The 22,547-nt window shown below is 67.9% G+C and carries 20 protein-coding genes and 1 tRNA gene; 6 read left to right on the top strand and 15 right to left on the bottom strand.

Going from position 1 to position 22,547, the window contains the following annotated elements; translation table 11 throughout:
• On the bottom strand, window positions 1-224 hold a 224-nt coding region (locus ASE63_RS28075), incomplete at its 3' end, for a hypothetical protein (RefSeq protein ID WP_210169322.1).
• Between the two features lie 4 nt (window positions 225-228).
• On the opposite strand from ASE63_RS28075, the gene ASE63_RS16795 reads away from it, so the two are divergent.
• Entirely contained in the window at window positions 229-993 is a 765-nt protein-coding gene (locus tag ASE63_RS16795) for a hypothetical protein (RefSeq protein ID WP_210169321.1), read from the top strand.
• 84 nt (window positions 994-1,077) lie between these two features.
• Here the strand turns inward: ASE63_RS16795 and ASE63_RS16790 are convergent.
• Together ASE63_RS16790 and ASE63_RS16785 are read right to left on the bottom strand one after the other, a co-directional pair.
• A tRNA-Gly gene (locus tag ASE63_RS16790) sits at window positions 1,078-1,152 on the bottom strand.
• 191 nt (window positions 1,153-1,343) lie between these two features.
• Window positions 1,344-2,432: a 2'-deoxycytidine 5'-triphosphate deaminase gene (locus tag ASE63_RS16785; protein WP_056803596.1), complete on the bottom strand. Its 1,089-nt coding sequence runs from the start codon at window positions 2,430-2,432 to the stop codon at window positions 1,344-1,346.
• A 196-nt stretch (window positions 2,433-2,628) separates the two neighbouring features.
• Between ASE63_RS16785 and apaG the strand changes: the two genes are divergently transcribed.
• The gene (gene apaG, locus ASE63_RS16780; RefSeq protein WP_056803594.1) at window positions 2,629-3,021 is read left to right on the top strand and encodes a Co2+/Mg2+ efflux protein ApaG; all 393 of its coding nucleotides are present in this window, start codon (window positions 2,629-2,631) and stop codon (window positions 3,019-3,021) included.
• Entirely contained in the window at window positions 3,018-4,223 is a 1,206-nt protein-coding gene (gene argE / locus ASE63_RS16775; protein WP_082610033.1) for an acetylornithine deacetylase, read from the top strand. The genes apaG and argE overlap by 4 nt, the downstream gene beginning before the upstream one ends.
• An 11-nt stretch (window positions 4,224-4,234) precedes the next feature.
• Here argE and ASE63_RS16770 read toward each other — a convergent pair whose 3' ends face one another.
• From ASE63_RS16770 to ASE63_RS16755, 4 genes are read right to left on the bottom strand one after another with little or no spacing between them, the layout of a single operon-like run.
• Window positions 4,235-4,951, bottom strand: a complete 717-nt coding sequence (locus ASE63_RS16770) for an HAD family hydrolase (protein ID WP_056803588.1) — start codon at window positions 4,949-4,951, stop codon at window positions 4,235-4,237.
• 28 nt (window positions 4,952-4,979) lie between these two features.
• On the bottom strand, window positions 4,980-5,987 hold the full coding sequence (locus tag ASE63_RS16765; protein WP_056803584.1) for an Hsp33 family molecular chaperone: 1,008 nt from the start codon (window positions 5,985-5,987) through the stop codon (window positions 4,980-4,982).
• A complete protein-coding gene (gene argF, locus ASE63_RS16760) occupies window positions 5,987-6,907 on the bottom strand; it encodes an ornithine carbamoyltransferase (protein WP_056803581.1) in 921 nt (306 codons plus the stop codon). Before argF ends, ASE63_RS16765 begins: the two co-directional genes overlap by 1 nt.
• Window positions 6,908-6,942: 35 nt before the next feature.
• Window positions 6,943-8,163, bottom strand: a complete 1,221-nt coding sequence (locus ASE63_RS16755; RefSeq protein WP_056803579.1) for an aspartate aminotransferase family protein — start codon at window positions 8,161-8,163, stop codon at window positions 6,943-6,945.
• 552 nt (window positions 8,164-8,715) lie between these two features.
• On the opposite strand from ASE63_RS16755, the gene ASE63_RS16750 reads away from it, so the two are divergent.
• Window positions 8,716-9,273: a GcrA family cell cycle regulator gene (locus ASE63_RS16750; protein WP_056803575.1), complete on the top strand. Its 558-nt coding sequence runs from the start codon at window positions 8,716-8,718 to the stop codon at window positions 9,271-9,273.
• Between the two features lie 81 nt (window positions 9,274-9,354).
• On the opposite strand, the gene ASE63_RS16745 is transcribed toward ASE63_RS16750, so the two are convergent.
• The 5 genes from ASE63_RS16745 to ASE63_RS16725 all read right to left on the bottom strand — a co-directional run bounded on the left by ASE63_RS16745 (window position 9,355) and on the right by ASE63_RS16725 (window position 15,059).
• Window positions 9,355-10,404 carry an amino acid ABC transporter permease gene (locus ASE63_RS16745; RefSeq protein ID WP_056803572.1) on the bottom strand — a complete coding sequence of 350 codons (1,050 nt, stop codon included), beginning with the start codon at window positions 10,402-10,404 and terminating at the stop codon, window positions 9,355-9,357.
• Entirely contained in the window at window positions 10,401-11,564 is a 1,164-nt protein-coding gene (locus tag ASE63_RS16740) for an ABC transporter permease subunit (RefSeq protein ID WP_056803569.1), read from the bottom strand. The genes ASE63_RS16745 and ASE63_RS16740 overlap by 4 nt, the downstream gene beginning before the upstream one ends.
• A 125-nt stretch (window positions 11,565-11,689) precedes the next feature.
• On the bottom strand, window positions 11,690-12,721 hold the full coding sequence (locus tag ASE63_RS16735) for an amino acid ABC transporter substrate-binding protein (protein WP_200962580.1): 1,032 nt from the start codon (window positions 12,719-12,721) through the stop codon (window positions 11,690-11,692).
• 96 nt (window positions 12,722-12,817) lie between these two features.
• Window positions 12,818-13,861, bottom strand: coding sequence for a GMP reductase (locus ASE63_RS16730; protein WP_056803566.1), 1,044 nt, complete (start codon window positions 13,859-13,861; stop codon window positions 12,818-12,820).
• A 106-nt stretch (window positions 13,862-13,967) separates the two neighbouring features.
• Window positions 13,968-15,059 (bottom strand): DMT family transporter, encoded by a 1,092-nt coding sequence (locus tag ASE63_RS16725; protein WP_056803563.1) that lies wholly within the window; start codon window positions 15,057-15,059, stop codon window positions 13,968-13,970.
• A gap of 248 nt (window positions 15,060-15,307) precedes the next feature.
• On the opposite strand from ASE63_RS16725, the gene ASE63_RS16720 reads away from it, so the two are divergent.
• Complete coding sequence (locus tag ASE63_RS16720) at window positions 15,308-16,420, top strand: AbrB family transcriptional regulator (RefSeq protein WP_056803560.1); 1,113 nt, start codon at window positions 15,308-15,310, stop codon at window positions 16,418-16,420.
• Window positions 16,421-16,434: 14 nt separating this feature from the next.
• Here the strand turns inward: ASE63_RS16720 and ASE63_RS16715 are convergent, their stop codons facing one another.
• On the bottom strand, window positions 16,435-17,607 hold the full coding sequence (locus ASE63_RS16715) for a glycosyltransferase (protein WP_056803556.1): 1,173 nt from the start codon (window positions 17,605-17,607) through the stop codon (window positions 16,435-16,437).
• Window positions 17,608-17,788: 181 nt separating this feature from the next.
• Between ASE63_RS16715 and ASE63_RS16710 the strand changes: the two genes are divergently transcribed.
• Complete coding sequence (locus ASE63_RS16710) at window positions 17,789-18,841, top strand: glycosyltransferase (protein ID WP_244491429.1); 1,053 nt, start codon at window positions 17,789-17,791, stop codon at window positions 18,839-18,841.
• 29 nt (window positions 18,842-18,870) lie between these two features.
• Here the strand turns inward: ASE63_RS16710 and ASE63_RS16705 are convergent, their stop codons facing one another.
• Both ASE63_RS16705 and ASE63_RS16700 read right to left on the bottom strand, forming a co-directional pair.
• On the bottom strand, window positions 18,871-21,273 hold the full coding sequence (locus ASE63_RS16705; RefSeq protein ID WP_156410424.1) for an exopolysaccharide transport family protein: 2,403 nt from the start codon (window positions 21,271-21,273) through the stop codon (window positions 18,871-18,873).
• Window positions 21,274-21,348: 75 nt separating this feature from the next.
• The gene (locus tag ASE63_RS16700; RefSeq protein ID WP_056803550.1) at window positions 21,349-22,437 is read right to left on the bottom strand and encodes an endo-1,4-beta-xylanase; all 1,089 of its coding nucleotides are present in this window, start codon (window positions 22,435-22,437) and stop codon (window positions 21,349-21,351) included.
• Window positions 22,438-22,547: the final 110 nt, after the last annotated feature.

The following is a 22,547-nucleotide window of genomic DNA, read 5'->3' as shown; positions in this document are numbered from 1 at the left end:
TCGCGCGTGTTGACGACGAGACCGGTCAGCGGAACATGCCAGAACCCGGCATCACCGATGACACGCTGCTCACGGCCGGTCGGCGAGCGCCCTCCCGTTGCAGCCAGATTGCGCAGCACCGGCTCACCCGCGCGGGCGCGCAGGGCTGAATTCCATGTGATCGCAGCCAAGCAGCCGAAGAAACCGGGCGGGCCCGAGCGCATAGACCGTGCCTGCAAGATCATGAAGATGATCCGCGAGATGCTGCGCTATGGCATCGCCGCCGAGCTCGCGCACGAGCACTGCACCCGCCTGCTGACCATCCTGACCGCGACCGAGTTCAAGGGTCCGCGCCGCCGGCGCTCCAAGCTCGAGCTCGCCCACGTCGAGGCATTCCTGCCGAAGGCGCTCGCCGCCGGCCGAATGTCGCTTGCGCTGGGCACCGCTCTCCAATTCGAATCCGGCATGCGCCAGAAGGATGTGATCGGCGAATGGCTGCCGGTGCCAGCTGGTGAGGAGCCGACCGGCATCGTCCTGCGTGGCCGGCGCGGCAAGGGCTGGCGCCGCTGGGCCAACGGCCTGACCTGGGCCGATCTCGGCCGCGACCTGGTCATCTCGAAGGAGACGACGAAGACGGGCTCGCTGGTCTCGCACGACCTGAAGGAGTTCCCGCTCGTCATGTCGCTGCTCGCGCAGATCCCGGCCGAGCGACGCATCGGCGGGCTGATCATCGACGAGACGGCAGGCCGCCCCTATGCCGAGTTCGCCTATGCCCGGGACTGGCGCGTGATCGCGCGCGAGGCCGGCATTCCCGACAGCGTCTGGAACACCGATGCGCGCGCCGGCGCGATCACCGAGGCCGAGGATGCCGGCGCCGATCTCGACACGATCCGCGGATCTGTCGGCCACGCCCAGGCGACGACCACGGCGCGCTATTCCCGCGGCGCGATCGGCAAGAGCCGCAAGGTGGCGCAGGCGCGAGTCGCGCTGAGAGGCGAGCAGAACAGCCACTGAACAGGCTGGGGAACGCGTTGGGGAACGTGGGGAACGCGAGTTTAGCGGTAGACCGCCATAACATTCTGAAGCTTCAAAGGATTTTGGAGCGGGCGATCGGGATCGAACCGACGACATTCAGCTTGGGAAGCTGACGTTCTACCACTGAACTACGCCCGCATGCCGGTGCGCGGGCAAGGCCAGCCGCCGACGCGGCGATTCATAGCTTCATCCCCGGGGGAAGTCATCACCTATTCGCGCCAAACCGGCGCCTCCGAGAGGATGCGAACAGGGCCCGCGCGCGCGCGTTGCAAAGCTGGATCAGGAGCCCCGCGGCAGCCAAGCCGGGCCGCATTCGCCACAGGGCAAGCTCAATCGTGGAAATGCTTCGAGAGCTTGAGGGCCTGGCCCTGATAGTTCGACTTCAGCCCGGCGCCGTAGAGAGCCTCGGGGCGGCTGGCCATCGCCTCATAGACAAGGCGGCCGACGATCTGGCCGTCCTCGATGATGAAGGGGACGTCGCGCGAGCGCACCTCGAGGACCGCTCGCGCACCCCGGCCGCCGGCGGCGCTGTGGCCGAAGCCCGGATCGAAGAAACCGGCATAGTGGACCCGGAACTCACCGACGAGCGCGTCGAAGGGCGTCATTTCGGCGGCGAAATCGGGCGGAACATGGACCGCTTCCTTCGAGGCCAGGATGTAGAACTGGCCGGGATCGAGGATCAGGGAACGGGATCCGTCCGCAGGGATCGGCTCCCAGAACTCCGAGGCGCGATAGGCGCCGACGCGGTCGACATCGATCAGGGCGGTGTGGTGCTTGCCGCGGTAGCCGATCAACCCGTCGAAGCCGGACAGGTCGACGCTGACGGCGACGCCGCTCTGGAAGGAGGGATCGGCCGCGCTGACCAGCGTCTCGCGCTGGTGCAGCTCGCCCAAGGCCCGGTCGTCGAGCTTCGTCTCGCCGGCGCGGAAGCGGATCTGCGAGAGCCGCGAGCCCGACCGTACCAGCACCGGGAAAGTGCGCGGCGAGATCTCGATGAAGAGCGGGCCTTCATAGCCGTCCTCGATCAGATCGAACTCGCGCGAGCGATCCGTGATGACACGGGTGAAGACGTCTAGCCGCCCGGTCGAGCTCTTGGGGTTGGCGGCGGCGCGAAGGCCAGCCGGCAGCGCAAGACCCTCCATCAGCTCCGCGACATAGACGCAATCGGTTTCCAGGACCGCGCCCCTGGTCAGGTCGATCTCATGCAGCGCGAGCTCGTCGAGCCGCTGGCGGACGGTTCGCTCGGGCCCGGGCAGGAAGCTGGCACGAACGCGATAGGCTTTCTCGCCGAGGCGCAGATCGAGGCTGGCGGGCTGGACCTGCCCCTCGGCCGGCGCATGGGCGAGCCTGATCGCGCCGCCTTCGATAAAGGCGCGGATGCGACTATCTGGCTGGATACCGGGCTTGAAGGGCAGCATGCGATGTCCGGAAAACAATCGGCTACAGCTAGCGAAGCCGGCGACAAAGGCCAAGCTTCGGGCTTCCCCCAATGCGCCCGCGCCAAGGGTTGTCCACGCGAGAATCGAAGGCTTCGCCATTGACCCTGCCGCCGGCCGGTTCATAACAAGGTCCGGAAGCCCCCCGGCCGGGCCATTCAGGGACGGAGCCGTAGCGATGTATCAGGCGGAGACGCATGGCGTGCGCGTGACCGCCGTGCCGAGCTTCATGGAGGCTGAGTCCTCGCATGCGCAGGGCCGCTACTTCTGGGCCTACACCATCGAGATCCTCAATCTCTCGGCGCGCACGGTGCAGCTGATGAGCCGCCACTGGTACATCACCGATGGCCGCGGCGAGGTCCATCAGGTGCGTGGCGACGGCGTCGTCGGGCAGCAGCCCGTACTGCGCCCCGGCGAAAGCTACAGCTACACCTCGGGCTGCCCACTGATGACGCCCGATGGCTCGATGCGGGGCTTCTATGCCATGCTCGGCGAAGACGGCACGATCTTCGATGTCGAGGTTCCGCTTTTCCCGCTCGATTCCCCGTATGTGAAGAAGGTTCTCCATTGACTGCCAGTTCACTGAGCGGGCAGCGCTACGCGCCGCTCGACATGCTCGCCAAGCTCGTCGCCTTCGATACGGTGAGCCACAAATCGAACCTGCCGCTGATCGCCTTCGTCGAGGACTATCTCGCCGGCTGGGGCGTGTCCTCGGTCCGCATCCCCAATGCGGAAGGCGACAAGGCGGCGCTGTTCGCGACGCTCGGTCCGCAGGACAAGGGCGGCATCCTGCTCTCCGGCCACACCGATGTGGTGCCGGTGGAGGGCCAGGCCTGGAGCAGCGATCCGTTCACGCTGCATGTCGCGGATGGAAAAGCCTATGGCCGCGGTGCCGTCGACATGAAGGGCTTCATCGCGCTGGCGCTGGCGCTGGTGCCGGATTTCCTGGCGGCCGACCTGAAGACGCCGATCCACCTGTTCTTCTCCTATGACGAGGAAGTCACCTGCCTGGGCGTGGTCGACGGCATCGCGCGCATGGGCAAGGACCTGCCCAAGCCGCGCGCCGTCATCGTCGGCGAGCCGACCATGCTGGAACTGGCGGACGCGCATAAGGGCATCCGCACCTTCTTCACGACGGTGACCGGCGCGGCGGCTCATTCCTCGAAGCCGCATCTCGGCGCCAGCGCGGTGCATGGCGGCATCCGGCTCTCGGCCGGGCTGGTCTCGCTCGCCGACGAGCGCGAGGCGGAAACCGATGCGAGCGGGCGATATGATCCGCCCTATGACACCGTGCATGTCGGCAAGTTCCATGGCGGCATCGCCCGCAACATCCTGGCGGATCGCTGCGACCTGTCCTGGGAAGTGAGGACCCTGCCAGACTCCGATCCGGAATACGTCCCGGGGCGCTTCGCCGCGCTGTCGCAGGAGGTGCTGGCGCGGATGCAGAAGACGGCTCCGACAGCGAAGATCGAGACGGTGATGAGCTCGGACGTGCCGGGGCTTGCGCCCGATCCCGGTTCGGAGGCCGAGACCCTGGTGATGCGCCTCGCCGAACGCAACCGCACCATCGCCGTCGCCTATGCGACCGAGGCCGGGCATTTCCAGCTGGCGGGGCTGCCGACCATCGTCTGCGGGCCGGGCTCGATAGACCAGGCGCATCAGCCCGACGAATACATCACGCTGGAACAGTTCGCCGCCGGCGAGGCCTTCATGCGTAAGCTGCTGGCGGAGTGCCGGGGACAGGATAGCGCCGCGCCCTCGTTGCGAGCGTGACGCGGGCCGGCCTACCGCGCCGTTTCCGCTTCGATCAGGCGGACCAGTTCATCGAGCGCCGAGAGCCGGGCGATGCGCCGGTAGCGCGGCTCGCCGACCGGCTCCTCGGCATGTTCCAGCACCCAGGTCAGCTCATGGGGGATGTGGACCGCCCATGAGCCGGCCTTCAGCGCCGGCAGGATGTCCGACTTGAGGGAATTCCCCACCATCATCGCGCGCTCCGGCCCGCCGCCATGGCGCGCGAAGATGCGGCGATAGACCTCCGCCGTCTTGTCGCTGACGATTTCCACGCCCTGAAACAGGTCGCCGAGGCCGGATTGCGCGAGCTTGCGCTCCTGATCGAAGAGATCGCCCTTGGTGATCAGTACCAGCCGGTAATTCGTGGCGAGCGCGGCAAGCGTCTCGCGCGCCTGGGGCAACGTCTCGACCGGGTGCGCCGCCATCTCGCGGCCTGCCGCCAGGATCTCGCCGATCACCGAGGCCGGCACCTCGCCGCGCGTGACCTCGATCGCGGTCTCGATCATCGAAAGCACGAAGCCCTTGATGCCGAATCCATAGAAGGCGAGGTTGCGCCGCTCGGCGTCGAGCAGCCGGCCGGAAATCTCCGCCGCCTCGCCATGGGCGCCAAGCAGGGCGACGAAGCGCTCTTCCGTCAGGCGGAAGAACTGCTCGTTCTGCCAGAGCGTATCGTCGGCGTCGAAACCGATCGTGGTGATGCTGCGCGCCATCGTTTTCCCGCTGACGGGTCGCGGACGGTCAGGCGCCGGCGGACAGTCCGGCCTCGACCTCGCTCGCGACGAAGCTGTAGCGCCGCGAGCAGAACTCGCAGGTGACGCCGAGCGTGCCGTCATCCGCCACCATGGCCTGGCGATCCTCGGCCGAGAAGCCGCGCAGCATGCCGAGCACACGTTCGCGCGAACAACGGCAATCCTCACGGACCAGAACGGGGTCGAAGACGCGCGCGCCGCGCTCGTGGAACAGCCGATAGAGCAGCCGCTCGCTTTCCAGCAGCGGATCGAGCAACTCATGGTCCTCGATCGTCTCGACCAGCGAGCGCGCCTCGGCCCAGGCATCGTCGTTGATACCGTCCGGATCGGATGCCTCGAGAATTTCGTGGCCCTTCGGCGCGTCCCCGGGATGCAGGTCGGCGGCGCGCAGCCGGTCGACCGAATGCGGCATGAACTGCACCAGCAGTCCGCCGGCCCGCCATTGCCGCCCGTCCCCGGTCACGACCGAGCCGACACCGAGGCGGACCCGGCTCGGTATCTGCTCCGACTGGCGGAAATACTGGTGCGCGGCCTCCTCGAGCCCCTGTCGCGTCAATACGACGACGCCTTGGTAGCGCGTCGTCGCGGAGCCCTGGTCGACCGTCATGGCGAGATGGCCCTCGCCGAGCAGATCGCCGGTCGAAACCGTGCCTGCGGCGACGGCCTCGGCGACCCTGGCCTCGTCGAAATGCGCGACGGCGCGGTAGACGTCCGGAGCGTTGAAGTCGACGACCAGCATCGAGATCGGCCCGTCGCTCTTGGTCTGGAGCTGGAAGCGGCCCTCGAATTTCAGTGCGGTGCCGAGCATCACGGTCAGCGCCGCCGCCTCGCCCAGCACGCGCGAGACCGCCTCTGGATAGCCGTGACGGGCTAGGACCGTGTCGATCGAGGGCCCGAGGCGGACGACGCGGCCGCGCACGTCGAGATCGGGCACGGTGAACGGCACCACCCGATCGTCGAGCGTCACGCTCGCCGCGGCATTTTCCAGATCGGCCATCAGGCCGCGACTCCACCGAAGCACCAGGCGAGGATGCCCTTCTGCGCATGCAGGCGGTTCTCAGCCTCGTCGAACACGGCCGATTGCGGGCCGTCCATCACGGCGTCGGTTACCTCCTCGCCGCGGCTCGCCGGCAGGCAGTGCATGAAGATCGCATCCTTCTCGGCGCGGCCGAGCAGGCGCTCGTCGACCTGATAGGGACGCAGCAGGTTGTGGCGCGTGCCTTCCTCGTCGCCCATCGAGACCCAGCAATCGGTGATGATGCAGTCGGCGCCCTCGACCGCCGCTTCCGGTCGCGAGGTCAGCGAAATCTTCGCACCCTGCTTCCTCGCCCAGTCGACCAGGGCCGGAGGTGGCGCGAGTTCCTCGGGCGTCGCGATGGCGAGCTCGAAATCGAGCCGGCCGGCGGCATGGACCCAGGAGGTCAGCACGTTGTTGGTGTCGCCGGTCCAGGCGATGCGCTTGCCCTGGATCGGCCCCTTGCGTTCCTCGAAGGTCATGACATCTGCCATGACCTGGCAGGGATGCTGGCGCTTGGTCAGCCCGTTGATCACGGGAACGGTGGCGTATTTCGCCATCTCGACCACGGAATCATGGTCGAGCATGCGGATCATGATCGCGTCGACATAGCGCGAGAGCACGCGGGCGGTATCCGCGATGGTCTCGCGCTCGCCGAGTTCGATCTCGCGCCCGGTCACCATCATCGGCGAACCACCGAGCTCGCGGATGCCGACATCGAAGGAGACGCGGGTGCGCAAGGACGGTTGCTCGAAGACCATGGCGACGACCTTGCCCTCGAGCAGGCGGTCGGCGGCAGCAGCCGGGGTTCGGCGGCGCGCCTTGATCTCGTCGCCGGCACGCAGGATGGCGCGCAGCTCCGTGGCGGAGAAATCGGAAAGGTCGAGGAAATGGCGCGTCACGGGGCGCTTCCTTCGTTTCTCAGGGATGAAGGGGTTTATTCGGCGGCGGGCCGCTTGAGCGTCGCCTCGACCGCGGTCGCGGCGCGATCCAGCCGCGAGACGGCCTCGGCGACGTCGGCATCGCCGATGATCAGCGGCGGCAGCAGGCGCACGACATTGTCGCCGGCGCCGACGACCAGCAGCCCGGCCGCGCGCGCCTCGGTGACGAAATCCGTGTTCGGCGTGTGCAGCTTGAGGCCCAGCATCAGCCCTTCGCCGCGAATCTCGGCGATGATCTCGGGATGCTTGTCCTTGAGCTCGGCCAGGGACTGCTTCAGGCGCAGCGACGTCTTCGCGACATTGTCGATGAATCCCGGGGCCAGGATAACGTCGAGCACGGCGTTGCCGACCGCCATGGCGAGCGGATTGCCGCCGAAGGTCGTGCCGTGCGTGCCGAGCGTCATGCCCGAGGCTGCTTCTTCGGTCGCGAGGCAGACGCCCATCGGGAAGCCGCCGCCGATGCCCTTGGCGACCGACATGATGTCCGGCGCCACGCCCGAAAGCTCATAGGCGAAGAACTTGCCGCTGCGGCCGACGCCGGTCTGGATCTCATCGAAGATCAGCAGCAGGCCGTGCTCGTCGCAGAGTTCGCGCAGCAGCTTGAGGAAGCGCGGCGGCGCCGAGCGCAAGCCCCCCTCGCCCTGGATCGGCTCCACCATCAGCGCCGCCGTCTCCGGCCCGATCGCTGCGCGCAGCGCGGCCTCGTTGTCGAACGGCACCTGGTCGAAGCCCTCGACCTTCGGGCCGAAGCCGTCGATGTATTTCTGCTGCCCGCCGGCGGCGATGGTCGCCAGCGTGCGGCCATGGAAGGCGCCCTCGAAGGTGACGATCCGATAGCGCTCGGGCTGGCCTTTCGCGGCGTGATACTTGCGCGCCATCTTGATCGCGCATTCGTTCGCCTCGGCGCCCGAATTGGTGAAGAAGGCGCGCTCGGCGAAGGTCGCCTCGCAGAGCCGGCGCGCGAGCCGCTCGCCTTCCGGCATCGTGTAGAGGTTCGAGGTGTGCCAGATCTTGCCGGCCTGCGCGCTCAGCGCCTTGACCAGATGCGGATGGGCGTGGCCGAGCGAATTGACGGCGATGCCAGCGCCGAAATCGAGATAGCGCGTACCGTCCGCCGTGATCGCCCAGGCGCCTTCGCCGCGCTCGAAGGCGACGGGTGCGCGGGCATAGGTCGGCAACAGGACGGATGAATCGGCGGAAACAGAGGCGGAGGCCATGGGATGCGATCCTCGCAACGGGCGATGTGGAGATAAGGATTGGCGCTGGACTGAAAACGGTGGTCCGGGGCTGGCCGGTCCGTGCTGCCTGCCAGCTGCACAGCCTGCGGCCCGGCGACGACGTTTATCGTCGCTGCCAGCTCCCGACATCTCGTCGCACCGTCTTCCGCATCGTCGGAAAGCCCTGATCCAAAAACATAAGCGCCGCCCGGAAGGGCGGCGAAGCTGCACAGGGACTATGCTGAACGGTGCCGCCCCTGTCAATTCCGCTGCCCTCGCGGAAGTGTTGCCGAAAGGATTCGCTTGACCTGCGATCGATCAATCGGCTGGGGAAAAGGCTATTTCCGATTCGGCGACTCTTGTGGCCGAGTCCGGGCATCTTGTATGGTCGGCTTCGTCAGATACGACATTTCGTGCGGCGACCCCTGTACCATCAGTCTCGGCTGGAGCGGCTTCCGTTTTTGTGACGGACGCCGAGGGTATCGGATTCCGCCACGAACCCGCCCACGGGCCGGAGCCGCAAGGAACCGGCCGAGAAGACAGGTGAGCCCGATGAACGAAGCCGGAGCATGGACGGAAGAGCGCGTCGAGCTTCTCAAGAAGCTCTGGAGCGACGGCCTGAGCGCCAGCCAGATTGCGGCCGAACTCGGCAGCGTCACGCGCAACGCCGTGATCGGAAAGGTGCATCGCCTCGGCCTTTCGGGGCGCGCCAAGAACCCCGCCACCGCCAGCACCCCACGCGCCAGCGCGCCGCGCAAGGCCCCGCCCCGTTCCCCCAGCCATCCGATGAGCAACCAGGGCGCGGGCGCCGGCCCGATGACGCGCGGCGCCAATGCGCTCGCGCCGCAATATGCCCCGGAGATCGAAGCCGAGACCGCGCGCGAGCCGATGCCGTCCGAGGATGTGGTGATCCCGTTCTCGGAGCGCGTCACCATCATGGACCTGCGGGAGTACATGTGCCGCTGGCCGATGGGCGACCCGACGACGGCCGAATTCCGCTTCTGCGGCGGCCGCTCGGTCACCGGCATGCCCTATTGCGGTTACCACGCCCGCATTGCCTACCAGCCCGCCGCCGACCGCCGGCGCGATCGCAGTCGCGTCCGGGCCTGAAGCGCGCCCCCTAACGATTTTGAGAAAGCCGGCTTTAGAGCCGGCTTTTTTATGCCGCGAGCAGAGGCGAACGCGGCGGCGTCAGCGATGCATGCGGCGCCCGAGCGTCTCGAGATGACGGCTCCAGCGCGAGAGCGCGAAGCAGATCAGCCAGTAGATGCTGCCCGAGAAGACATAAGCCTCCATGTTCATGCCGACCCAGTTCGGATCGGCCAGCGAGGCCTGGGCGATGCCGAGCAGATCGAGGATCGAGACAACCAGCACGAGCGTGGTGTTCTTCACCAGCGCGATGAACTCGTTGGTCATCGCCGGCAGCGAGATACGCAGCGCCTGCGGCAGGATGACGAGGCCGGTCGCCTTCCAGTAGGTCAAGCCGAGAGCGGTTGCCGCCTCGCGCTGGCCGGGCGGCAGGGCCTGGAGGCCGCCGCGCACCGCTTCGGCCATATAGGCGGCGATGACGAGGCCGAGGCCGATCACCGCGCGGGCGAGCCGGTCAATGCCGATGCCGCCCGGGAGGATCAGAGGCAGCAGCAGCGACGCCAGGAAGATCACCGCGATGATCGGCACGCCGCGCCAGAACTCGATGAACAGCACGCTGATCAGCCGGACGATGCGCAGCTCAGATTGCCGGCCGAGCGCCAGCAGGATGCCGAGCGGGATCGCGATCAGGCTGGCATAGACCGAGATGAACAGGGTGAGCATCAGCCCGCCCCATTCGCGCGTCTCGACATGACGCAGGCCGAAGCCGCCCGAGAGCAGCCAGATGCCGAGCGGCGGCAGGACGACCAGCATCGCGATCGCCGCCTTGAGCCGGAGGCGAGCGGGCGCGAAGACGACTCCCGCGATGCCGAGAACGAAGGCGATGCCGGCGAGATCGGCCCGCCAGCGCTCCTCGACCGGATAAAGCCCGTACATGAACTGGCCGAAGCGCGCGCGGATGAAGACCCAGCAGGCGCCGCCGGCCTGGCAGTCCTCCCGGGTCGAGCCCATCCAGGTCGCGTCGACCAGGGCCCAGCGGATGATCGGGATCGCGATCCAGGCCAGCAGCAGTCCGAGCAGCAGCGTGACGATTCCGGTCGCGGGCGTGCCGAACAGGCGCCGGCGCCAGAGAGGAAGCGTCGCGGGGGTCATCGGGTCACCAACGCGATCCTGGCATTGTACCAGTTCATGAAGGCGGAGACGGCGAGCCCGATGACGAGATAGACGGCAAGCGTCATGGCGATGATCTCGATCGCCTGGCCGGTGTTGTTCAGCGCCGAGCCCATGAACAGGCTGACCACGTCGGGATAGGCGATGGCCGCGCCGAAGGACGAGTTCTTCAGCACGTTGAGATACTGGTTGGTGAGCGGCGGGATCATCACCCGCAGCGCCTGCGGGATCGTGACCAGTGTCAGGATGCGGCGCGGCCGCAGGCCGAGCGCGGAAGCCGCCTCTGTCTGGCCATGCGGCACGGCCTGGATGCCGCCACGCACGATCTCGGCGATGAAGCCGGCGGTATAGGTGACGAGTGCCGCCAGCAGCGCCACGAATTCCGGAATCACGACGAAGCCGCCGCGATAATTGAAGCCGCGCAGGACCGGAATGTCCCAGCGCGTGGCCAGGCTCGCCCAGGTGATGGCCAGCGCCGGCACGACGAGAATCAGGAGAACGCCGATCGCCAGCACCGGCGCGTCCTGGCCTGAGCGCTCCTTGCGGCGGCGGGCCCAGCGCACAGCCAGCCATTGCGCGGCCCAGGAGGCGAGGATCACGAAGGCCGCGATCCGGAAATTGGCCGGCGCATCCGGGAGCGGGATGGTAAGTCCGCGGTTGTTGAGGAAGGCGACGCCGAAGATACCGAGGCTGTCGCGCGGGCCGGGCAAGGCAGCGATGACGCCGAAATACCAGAACAGCACGAAGAACAGCAGCGGGATGTTGCGGACGAACTCGATATAGGCCCCGGCCACGGTCGAGAGCAGCCAGTGCGAGGACAGCCGCGCGATGCCGACGACGAAGCCGAGCAGCGTCGCCAGCACGATCGCCACGACGGTCACCAGCATGGTATTGGCGACGCCGGTCCAGAACAGGCTGAGGATGTTGTCGGCGCGGGTGTAGCCGGTGAGGACAAAGGGAACGTCGATGCCGGAATTGCGCCAGAGGAAGTCGAAGCCGGACGCGATACCGGCCTTGACCATGTTCTCCGAGGCATTGCGCACGAAGAAGACGGTCAGGGCAAGCAGGCCGAGGACGAGCGCGATCTGGTAGAGCCAGTCGCGCACGCGCTTGTCGTTGAGGAGGGCGAAGGCTCTGGTCACAGTGACGGCGCCATGGAGTTCGCGGCGTCATTCTCGGGCTGAGCATCGCTCAGGCCCGAGAATCTCGTGACGCGCAGACTGGTTTCCGAGATGGCCGGGTCAAGCCCGGCCATGACGAGGACTTCTCACTGGAACGGCGGCGTGAACAGCAGGCCGCCCTTGGTCCAGAGCTGGTTCTGGCCGCGCTCGAGCTTCAGGGCCGAACCCATGCCGACGGTGCGCTCGAAGCTCTCGCCGTAATTCCCGACCTGCTTGACGACATTGTACATCCAGTCGTTCGGGAGGCCCATCATGGCGCCGAAATTGCCCTCGACACCGAGCAGGCGGCGCACTTCAGAGTTCTTCGAGCTCGCCTTCATCTCGTCGACATTGGCGGAGGTGACGCCCAGCATCTCGGCGGCGATCTGTCCGTTCAGGACCCAGCGCACGATCAGCTGCCAGCGCTCGTCGCCCCAGCGCGTCACCGGTCCCTGCGGATCGTTGGAGATCGGTTGGGTCAGGATGATGTGGTCGCCCGGGACCTTGAGCTTGGCGCGCTGGCCGGCGAGCGCGCCGACGCCAGCGGTATAGGCGTCGCAGCGGCCGGCATCATAGGCGGCGATGGCGTCGTCATTCTTCTGGAAATTGGTGATCGTGACCTTGAGGTTGCGCTCCAGGAACCAGTCGGAGGCGTTCTTCTCCTCGGTCGAGCCGGCCGCGACGCAGACCGAGGCGCCGTCGAGATCGGCCGCCGTCTTGGCGTTGGTCGACTTGCGGACGATGAAGGTCTGGCCCTCGTAGAAATTGATGCCCTGGAAGTTCAGGCCGAGCGAGGCATTGCGCGAGAAGGTGATGGTCGAGTTGCGCGAGAGCAGGTCGACCTGGCCCGATTGCAGGATCGGCCAGCGCTGCTGCACCGAGGTCGGCGTGAACTTGACCTTTTTGGCGTCGCCGAGCACCGCGGCGGCGAGCGCCTTGCAGTAGTCGACGTCAAGCCCGGTCCATTCGCCCTTGTCGTCGGCGAAGGAAAAGCCCGGAAGGCCGAGATGCACGCCGCATTCGATGTGCCCGCGGGCCTTGACCGCATCGAGCGTCGGGCTCGGCGCCAGTTGCTGCGCGCTCGCCAGCGAAGCGCCCATGACGAGCATCGCTGCCGCCGTCGAAATCGTCGTCTTCATAGTCGTTCTCCCCGGAGCCGTCTGCGGCCCTCTGTGTTGCGGGTGCGACTATGCAACAGACGGGCCGCGAGCGGTAGCGGGGAGAGTGCGCTCGCTTCAGTTGCCGAAGATCGTGTTGAGCTGGCTGCCGACCATGATGAAGGTGGTGCGCTTGGCCATCTCCTTGAGGCGGACCGCACCGATATAGGTCATCGCCGAGCGCACGCCGCCCATCAGCTCCTGCATCGTGCCCTCGACCGGCCCGCGATAGGGCACTTCGACGGTCTTGCCCTCGGACGCCCGGTATTTCGCGACGCCGCCGGAATAGCGCTTCATCGCGGTGTCGGAGGACATGCCGTAGAACGTCATGGCGACCGGCACCTTCTCGCCGCCCTGCTCCTCGTAGCGGATGTCGCCTTCGCATTCGTCATGGCCGGCGAGCATGCCGCCGAGCATCATGAAGTCAGCGCCGCCGCCATAGCCCTTGGCGAGATCGCCCGGCACGGTGACGCCGCCATCGCCGCAAACCAGGCCCTTGAGCCCATGCGCGGCGTCGGCGCATTCGATGATCGCGGAAAGCTGCGGATAGCCGACGCCGGTCATCTTCCGCGTCGTGCAGACCGAACCCGGGCCGATGCCGACCTTGACGATATCGGCGCCGGCCAGGATCAGCGCCTCGGTCATGTCACCTGTGACGACATTGCCGGCCATGATCGTCGCATCGGGATACTCGACCCGCGTCGCCTTGACCGTGTCGACGAATTTCTCGGTATAGCCATTCGCGACGTCGAGGCAGATCTTGTCGATCGGTGACTGGGCGTGGACGCGGGCGAGCTTGTCGTGATCGGCCTCGGTGGTGCCAAGCGAATAGAAGGCGTTGGCCGAGTCCGGCTCGCGGAAGAAGGCGATCAGCTCCTCGGGCCCGTAATGCTTGTGGAGCGCAACCATTGCGCCGTGCCTGAATAGCGCGCGCGCCATCGCCATGGTGCCGACGACGTCCATGTTGGCCGCGATCAGCGGAAAGCCGGTCCAGTCCTTGCCGGTATGGGCGAAGCGGAAGGACCGATGGACGTCGACCTCGGCGCGGCTGCCCAGCGTCGAGCGCTTCGGGCGAATCAGCACGTCGCGGAAGTCGAGCTTGGGATCGTTCTCGATGCGCATAATCAGGGCCTTCGCGGCTGGCTTCGGGCACGCGCGGCGGAGGGATGCGTGCGCCGATTCATAACCGCAGGCACAGAGGCGAGGCAATCCGCCTTGGCCAGGCGGCTCAGCTCGAGGCCGGCCCGGCGGGCAGCGTCCGGGCATTCTTGCGGATGGTGTAGAGCGTCGCCGCGATGACGATCGCCGCCCCGATCCAGGTTGAAAGCGCCGGAATCTCGGCGAAGAACACGAATCCGGTGAAGCTCGCGAGGATCAGGCGGCTGAAATCGAGCGGGGCCAGCGCTGCGGCCTCGCCGACCTGGTAGGCACGGGTGATCAGCCATTGCCCGGCGGTGCCGAACAGGCTGAGCACGATCAGCCAGAACCATTGCACGGCATCGGGCGGCACCCACCAGAGCCAGGCGGGAAAGGCGAGCGCGATGACCAGCACGACGCCCTGCCAGATCAGGATCGTGTCGGTGCGCTCGGTCGTCGCCAGCATGCGCACGCTAACCGTGATGCCCGCGCCGAACAGGGCGCCGCCAACCGACATCAGGGCGTAGAAGTCGAGTCCTTCCGTCGTCGGCCTGAGCATGACGAGCACGCCGATGAAGCCGATGATGGTCGCGGCCCAGCGCCTCGCATCGACGACTTCCTTGAGCACGATGACCGCAGCGATGGTGACGAACAGCACCTGGCTGAAGCCGATCGCCGTCGCCTGGGCGAGCGGGATCTTGATGACGGCCGTGAAGCCGCAGAGCATCGACAGCAGCGTGAGCACCCCGCGGAAGACCTGCAGGCCCGGCCGGGCCGTGCGCATCATCAGCCGGACGCTGCCGACCGAGAAGGCGACGATCACGAGGCTCATGATGATCTGGCGGATCAGCAGGATCTGGACCAGCGGCACCGCGCTGCCGACATGCTTGATGGCTCCGACCATCACCGCATAGACCAGCAGCGCTGACAGCATATAGACCGAACCGCGCAGATTGGGGCTTGCGCCCGTCCACCAGCCGCGCAGGCGCCGCCTGCCGTGCCTGAACGGGCCATCCGGCCTGGGGGGCGCCGATCCGACCGGGGTCACAAGTGTGCTGGCCGTCGCCGCCTCGCCCGCAGCCTCGCTCGCATCCCCGCCGAAGGACGGCGGTGCTTCCGTCTCGGCCGAGCCATCCCCCTCCGCCGTGCGATCCTGCCGCCCGGTCTGCCGTTCTTCGCTCATCGACCTCGACCATCGGCCGAAAGCTCGACGCCTCGCCGCTTCCGTCCCTGTCTGGAATTGATCAAGGAAATCGGCGACTTCCGCCATAGACAGCCGGACATGCCGGGGTTGTGCTGGCGCGATACGCCGGCAGGACAGGCAAGCCATGCCGCATCCGTGCTTTGCTCGCCCCTGTGCGCGGTCTAGGAGAACGCGAACCGTGCCGAGACCCCGAACGACAGCATGATGCTTCTTTCACGCTCCGCCGCATGAGACAGGTGATCTCCGATTTCGCCGAAGGCCTGCGCGGGCTTTCACCGGCGCGCTTCCCCTATCGGCGCTTCGCGCTGGCGCTGCTGCTCGGCGGCCTGGGCGGCTGGCTCTTCGTGCAGGCGCGGCTGCCGCTTCCCTGGATGCTGGGCTCGATGGTGTTCTGCACCGCGGCGGCGCTGCTGCGCTGGCCCGTGGCGGCGCCTTCCGTCATCCGCCCGCCGATGACGATGGTGATCGGCGTGATGCTCGGCGCCGGCTTCAGGCCGGATGTCGTGGCGCAATTGCCGAACTGGCTGCCGACGCTCGCTGGTCTCGTGCTGTTCATGATCGCCTGCGCCGTCATCTGCGTCGGCTATTTCCGCAAGGTCGCCGGATTCGATCCCGTGACGGCCTTCTTCGCCGGCATGCCGGGCGGGTTGATCGAGATGGTCACGGTCGGCGAGGAGAAGGGCGGCGATGCCCGCATCATCGCGCTGATCCATTCAGCCCGCATCCTGCTCGTGGTGATGACCCTGCCCTTCATCGTGCAGTGGATCGGCGGGGTGCCGATCGGCGGCAACCGCATCACCGGCCCGTCGCTGATGCAGACGCCGCTCAGCGCCGAGCTGATCCTGCTCGCCTGCGGCATCGCCGGTATCGTCGTCGGGCACTGGCTGAGGCTGCCGGCCAAGTACCTGCTCGGGCCGATGCTGGTCAGTGCCGGCGTCCATGTCTCGGGCCTCAGCGATTCCGTGCCGCCCTACGAGATCGTCAATGCGGCCCAGCTGATTCTCGGCATCACCATCGGCTGTCGCTTCGTGGGCACCGCGCCCGCCACCATCCTGCGCGTGCTGATGCTCTCGGTCGGCTCGACCGTGATCCTTTTGTCGCTGACGCTCGGCTTCGCCTGGCTGGTCGCGAATGTCTCGGTTCACGGCCATGTGCCGCTGATCCTGGCCTATTCACCGGGGGGCCTCGCCGAGATGAGCCTGATCGCGCTGGCACTCCATACCGAGGTCGCTTTCGTCGCGGCGCACCACATCATCCGTGTCTTCCTGGTGATGATCACCGCCGGCCCGCTGTTCGGGCTGATCCGGCGCCGCCGTACGGAAGCGAGCCCGGCCGAGTAACGCCCGCGACGGCGTCAGCGCCGCGCGACCGCAAGCCCCCGCTCCAATGCGTCGGCAAGCGCCTTGCGCTGCTGCGCCATGAAGGCGGCACCGTCGATACGCTGGCGATCGCCGGCACGGATAGCCACCACCCGCGCGACCAGCGCCTCGGCGAAGGCGGCCGGCGTGTCGGCGCGGGTGACATTGTCGGGCATGCCGGTGAAGCCGCGACAGGACAGTGTCGTCGCCACGGCCGGCAGGCCGAGCTCCAGCGCCTCGACCGTCTTGAGCTGCACGCCGGTGCCGGCCCGGCTCGACAGCGCGACGATCCGGCAGGAGCGCAGGAAAGCGTCGGCAGCCGGCACGCGCCCGAGTAGGGTCACCTGCGGCGGGAGTTGGGCCATCGCGGCAGGCAGACGGCCTGCGACCGCGACGCTGAAGTCCGCCGGCAGCAGCGGGCAGACCTCGCGCAGGAACCAGTCCAGGCCGATGAAGTTGGGCGCCCAACTCCAGGTCCCGATCAGGCCGGCATCATAGGCCGGCTTGAGCTCGTCCCCGGCGGCCGGCGGCGGCTCGCGCCGGTTCGAGACCAGTGGCAGCACGGCCGACTTGGCCGCCAGTTCGGGGCCGAGCCCGGCACGGTCCTCATCGGCGAGCGTCCAGACGAAGTGCGCTTCCCGCCATAGCCGCCGCTCGACCCGTTCCAGCGTCCTGGCCTCGCGCGCGAAAAGGGGCCGCATCAGCGGGTTGCGGGCATGCTCGGCGTTCTGCCGTGCCGAGACGTGCTCGATATTGTGCTCGACCAGCAGGCAGGGCCCGAGAGCCAGCAGTTCGGGGAACGCGCCCGGCAGCATCACCGAATTCAGGACGATGGCATCGAAGGGCCCACGCGCCTTCACCGCCTCGACGAGCCGGCCGTCACCCAGAAGGCGCAGCTTGGCGCAGGCGACAGGCAGGCCGTTGGCCAGCGCCGCAGCGATCCAGCGTAGCTTCTGGCCTGCGCCGACCGCGGCGTTCTCGATATCCGCTTGGGCGATCACCACGGCCTGCTCCGGATCCGCCGGCACCTCGCCCGGTCGCTGGAAGCCGAAGGCGATGACTTCGTGTCCTGCCGCGCGCAGGGCGTCGAGGATCGCGGCATTGGCGATCTCGAAACCGGTATCGGGGCGGGCGACGGGGACCAGCGAGGTGAGGAAGGCTAGGCGCAAATGGGCGGTCTCGTGACGGCGATGGGCAGGCGCGCGTAATGGCAGCAAAGCAAGGCCATCCCGACCGATGCGGGTCAAGCGCGGCTCGCGACCATGCTGAACGCCGTCGCGCGCGAAACGACGCCTTTCACAGGTATCGCGATCACCGAACCTTAAGCCGTCCGGGCCCATTCTGGACGGCATGACCATGACCGAACAGGTGCCGGGCGCGAACGGGAACCGCACGGGAGCAGGCGCTGCGCCTCGTTTCCTGGAGCCCGAGAGCTTCAGCGTCGTCGCGGCCTCGCCCGACAGCGCCCTGGCCGGGATCGAAAGCGTGGTCTGCGTCCCGACCTTCCGGCGTCCCGACCTGCTGGAGGCGACGCTTCGCTCGCTTGCCGCCCAGCGCGGCGGCCATGACTTCGCGATCATCGTCGTCGAGAACGAAGGCGAGGAGCGAGCCGGCGCGCTGCGCGCCGCATCTTTGCTGCAGGCCGGCCTGTTCACGGGGCTCGTCATCGTCGAGCCGCGCCAGGGCAACTGCAAGGCCTACAACGCGGCCTGGCGCTGCGCTTTGACGCGCTTTCCGGCTCTCAGGCAGGTGCTCGGCATCGATGACGACGAGACGGCCGAGCCGCTCTGGCTCGACGCCTTCCTGAAGGCGGTGACCAAGGCGCCGGCGCAGCTTTTCGGTGGTTCGGTGACGCCGGATTTCGAAGACGCCTCGCGTGCCTGGCTGGCGGCCCATCCGGTCTTCCGCTCGCATTATGCCGTTTCGGGCCCGGTCCCGATGCTCTATTCGAGCGCCAACTACCTGATCCGGCGCGAGGTGCTGGAGCGCCTGGGCTTTCCCTTCCTCGACGAGAGCTTCGACTTCACCGGCGGCGGCGATACCGATTTCTTCACACGCGCCAAGGCGGCCGGCTTCGGTTTCGGGTGGGTGCAGGAGGCGGCGCAGCGCGAGACCATGCCGGCGCGGCGCAGCGAATTCAGCTGGATCCAGGCGAGGGCGTTGCGCAACGGCGCGATCTCGGCGGCGATCGAGCGGCGCAGCCGGCCGGGCCTCGCCGGGCGGCTGCGGGTCCTCGCCAAGTCGCTCGCGCTGCTGGCGGCCTCGGGGCCGCGCGGGATCCGCCTGGGGCTAAAGACGGGCTCGGGCCTGATCGGACTGTATCATGCGCAGGTCGCGATCGGGCGACTCCTCTCCGAGATCGGCGTCCGCAACGAGCAGTACCGCAAGCCCGAGAAGAACTAAGGCAAAAGGGCTTTCCGTCCCCGTCGCGGTCAGGCCTCGTTGACGACGAAGCCGCGGAGTTTTGGCGCATTGGGGCCGAGCGCCGCCGTCGCCCGCGCCAGATCGCCATTGCCGATCCCGCCGTCGCGCAGGATGAGGACGATGTCGTCGGCCGCGTCGGCGAAGCGTTGCGCGAGGGCGTCAGTGCCGATCGTCCCGCCATCGATTACGATCGGCCCGAAACGCCGTGCCTTCTCGAAAAAGCCGCTGTCGATTTGCGCCGCAGAGACCTCATCGGCGCGGCCGGCGCGCGGCAGGAAGAACAGCCCCGTGCCCTCGTCCTGCAAGGCCGCCCGCACCAGGCCGACCGAACCGGTCGCGATCTCGTAGAGCCCGGCGCCGGCCTCAGGCGCGAAGACCCCCGTCAGGCTGTCGTCGCCCGTCCCGACATCGACCAGCATGGCCGGCAGGCCCGCCAGCGCGGCATCGAGCGCAAGGTTGAGCGAAAGCGTCGAGGCGCCGGCATCGGGCTTCAGGCCAAAGACGAGGATGCGGCGATGGCTGGCGCCCGAGGACTGGGCAACGAGTGCTTCCCGCGCCGCCCTCACGGCCTTCGCGAAGCCGGCATTGGGCTTGTCGATGGTGTCGACGAGATGGGCCTTGGCCTGGAAGACGGAATGGGCCTCCGTGTCCTGCCGCCGCCAGCGCCGATGCCTGACCACCGGCAGCCGTGCCAGCAGCGGCGCGTCGGCCGTCTGGGCGATTTCGGGCGCGCGCTGGGCCTGTCCGCCCTGAATCGCCAGAAAGCGCCGCCATCCGGCCTTCGGTAAATCCGGCGCTCCGGATATCTCCGCCTTCGCCGCGGCCGGGGCGACCGGCGGGGGCGGGACGGTCGGGGACGGGGGTGCCGCCACGGCTTCGGGCACGGGCGCAACCGCGGCGGCGCTGCCCAGATCCGGCTGCTTGCGCCCCGGCCTGGGGCGCGGCGCGAAGCCGAACAGGGCGAGCCCGAGCGCCAGCACGACACCGAATCCGCCGCCGGCGATGCCGCCGAGCATGGCGAGCGTGCGCCGGCTGACCCCGCTCTTCTGCAATGGTGGCATGGCCGCGCTGATGACGCGGGCATTGGTCGTGTCGATGCCGGCGAGTTCGCCGGTCTCGCGGGCGCGGCGCAGGAAGGCGTCATAGACGACGCGCGAGGATTCGACCTCGCGCTCGAGTTCGCGCAGCTCGACCGAGGCCCGGCCGGCCGCATACTGGTTGGCGGTGAGCTGGTCGCCCCGGCGCGCGATCTGGCGCTCCGCCTCGACGGCGCGGTCGAGCTCTGCCTTGGCGGAGCGAGCGATGCGCGACAGTTCGTCGGCGATCTGGCGACGGGCATCGCGCGTCTGGGCCTGGGCCGCCACGAGCGCCGGGTGACGGGCGCCGAGCGAGGCCAGCAGATCGGCTTCCTTTGCCAGGGCCGCGCCGAGCTGGGAACGCAGCGCCGTCATGGTATTGGACGAGACGGCCTCGGGGATGGCTCCGGCCTCGATGCCGGCGGGACGGGCCGCGATGATCTGATCGTATTTCGCCCGCGCCTCGGCGACGCGGGTTCGCAGGCCGACGAGCTGGGCGCTGTTGAGGGTGAGCTGCTCCTCGGTCATCGACTTGCCGGGGCCGAGGCCGACGATGTTGTTGGCTTCCTTGTAGCGCTCGGCCTTCTCCTCCGCGACGCGCAGGCGGTTGCGCAGCTCCTCGAGGCGCCCGGTCAGGGCGGCCGTGGCGCGCTGCGCCGCATCGGCGCGAACCTCGGCCTGGTTTTCCAGATAGGCGTTGGCCAGGGCATTGGCGATGCGCGCGGCCTTCTCCGGCTCGCGCGCGGTCACCGAGATATCGATGACGAAGGTGCGCTCGCCGCGCCGGACGGCGACGCTGCGGTCGAGCGCCGCCAGTGCGTAGAGCATGCCGTCCCGCGACGGCGACGCATCGCCCGGCAAGAGGGCGCCGAGGATGCGCGACAGGCCGGAGCGCGGCACCTCGCCGCCGAACTCCGGGTCCTTGTCCAACCCCTGGCTTTCGACGACACGCATCTTGATGCTGTCGGAGGCGATGATGCGGGCCTGGCTCTCGAGATAGCTGGTGATCGAGGTCGGGTCCCCGCCCGTGACATTGGGCGAGACCTCGTTCTGGAGTACCCGCAGGTCGCGCGGATCGATGAAGAGCTGCGCGGTCGAGATGTATTTCGGCGCGATCGTCAGGCTTGCCAATGCGCCCAGCACGACGCCGAGGACGGCACAGAGCAGGACTAGCCCCTTCCGCGCCCATAAGGCCCGGAAGAGCCAGGCGGGATCGGTCAGCCGCGCCATCATCGCCTGGGCGGGTGCGGGCGTGGCGCGCCGCTCCCGGCGCTCCTGCACCGGCTCCGGCTCGCCGGCTGCGGTCTTGGTGGTGAACATGACGCTACGCTTCACTCTTCAAGTCCTCGTCTGCACCGTGACGGAGCCGTCGCGGCGCAGGCCTGTCCCGTCTGTGCCCGGCCGAGCCGGTCAGGCACGGCCGCGCCGATAGCGGTCCAGCACCGCCATCATCGGCTTCGGCTTGAAATCGGCATCCAGCGGCAGGGGGCGGGCCTTGGCCTTGTCCTTGCGCGGGAAGGTATCGTGAATCCAGGAATAGCGGTCGCTCAGGCCCCAGGTGACGATCGCCTTGGGCCGGCGCACGGAAACGATAGCGTTCAGGAAGCTTCCGACCAGACTTGCGGCCGCGCGATCACGCGTTCCGGCATCAGCCGGCAGCTTCCAGTCGATGACGTCGAGTTCGGTGATCTCGACGTCGAGGCCGAGCTTGCCGATTTCTACCATGAAGGCCTGGAGGCCGTCGATATCGAGCGAGTTCTCGGCATAGAGATGCGCCTGCATGCCGATCCCGTGAACCGGGATGCCCTTGTCCTTGAGCCGGCGGCAGATATCGAGGGCGACCCTGCGCCGCTCCGCCGTGCCCGGCCAGCCTTCCTCGAAATTGAAATCGTTCAGGACCAGTCGAGCCTTAGGGTCGACGCGCGCCGCGGTGCGGAAGGCGATCTCGACATGCTCCGGCCCGAGCAGGCGCTGCCAGATCGTATCGCGCATCGGCCCGCCTTCGAGCGGATCGAACTTGATGACCTCGTTGACCACGTCCCAGGTCGCGATCCGGCCCTTGTAGCGGTCGACGACGGTCTCGATGTGCTCGACCAGCTCGCGCTCGGCTTCGGCGCGCGTGCTCATTTCCCTCGCCCAGGGGGGAAGGGCCTCGCCCCAGAGCAAAGCGTGGCCGCGCAGCGCCTTGCCGTTGCGCTCGGCGAAGCCGACGAGCTCGTCCGCGCCCGAAAAATCGAAGCGTGAGCGGTCATGGCGGATCGCTTCCCATTTCAGATCGTTCATCGGCACGATGACGTCGCAATAGGTCAGCAGGGCCTGGCGATAGCGCGGATCGGCACGGAACGTCTCGATCTGCGCGGCGGAGCCGAACGGGATCGGCGCAGGCGCCGCCAGCGCCGGCCCCAACGCCGCGGCGGAGGCGAGCCCGGCGGCGGCGGCCAGCGCGTCGCGTCGCGTCAGGCCGGCGGCATTGTCTCGATCGCGTTTGCGCAGTGGCATGGGCCGGGACGATTCCGTTTCGTTTAGGGTCGCTCAACGCCTGTCGGCTTAAGACAGATCGACATGCTGCTCCGGGCAGGCACGCGCCGCGCCAGCCCCCCGCAAGACCA

Source organism: Allobosea sp. Root381 (assembly GCF_001429395.1).
GTDB lineage: Bacteria > Pseudomonadota > Alphaproteobacteria > Rhizobiales > Beijerinckiaceae > Allobosea.
Note: the sequence above shows the minus strand (reverse complement) of the source record. Positions and strands in the feature narration are given on the sequence as shown.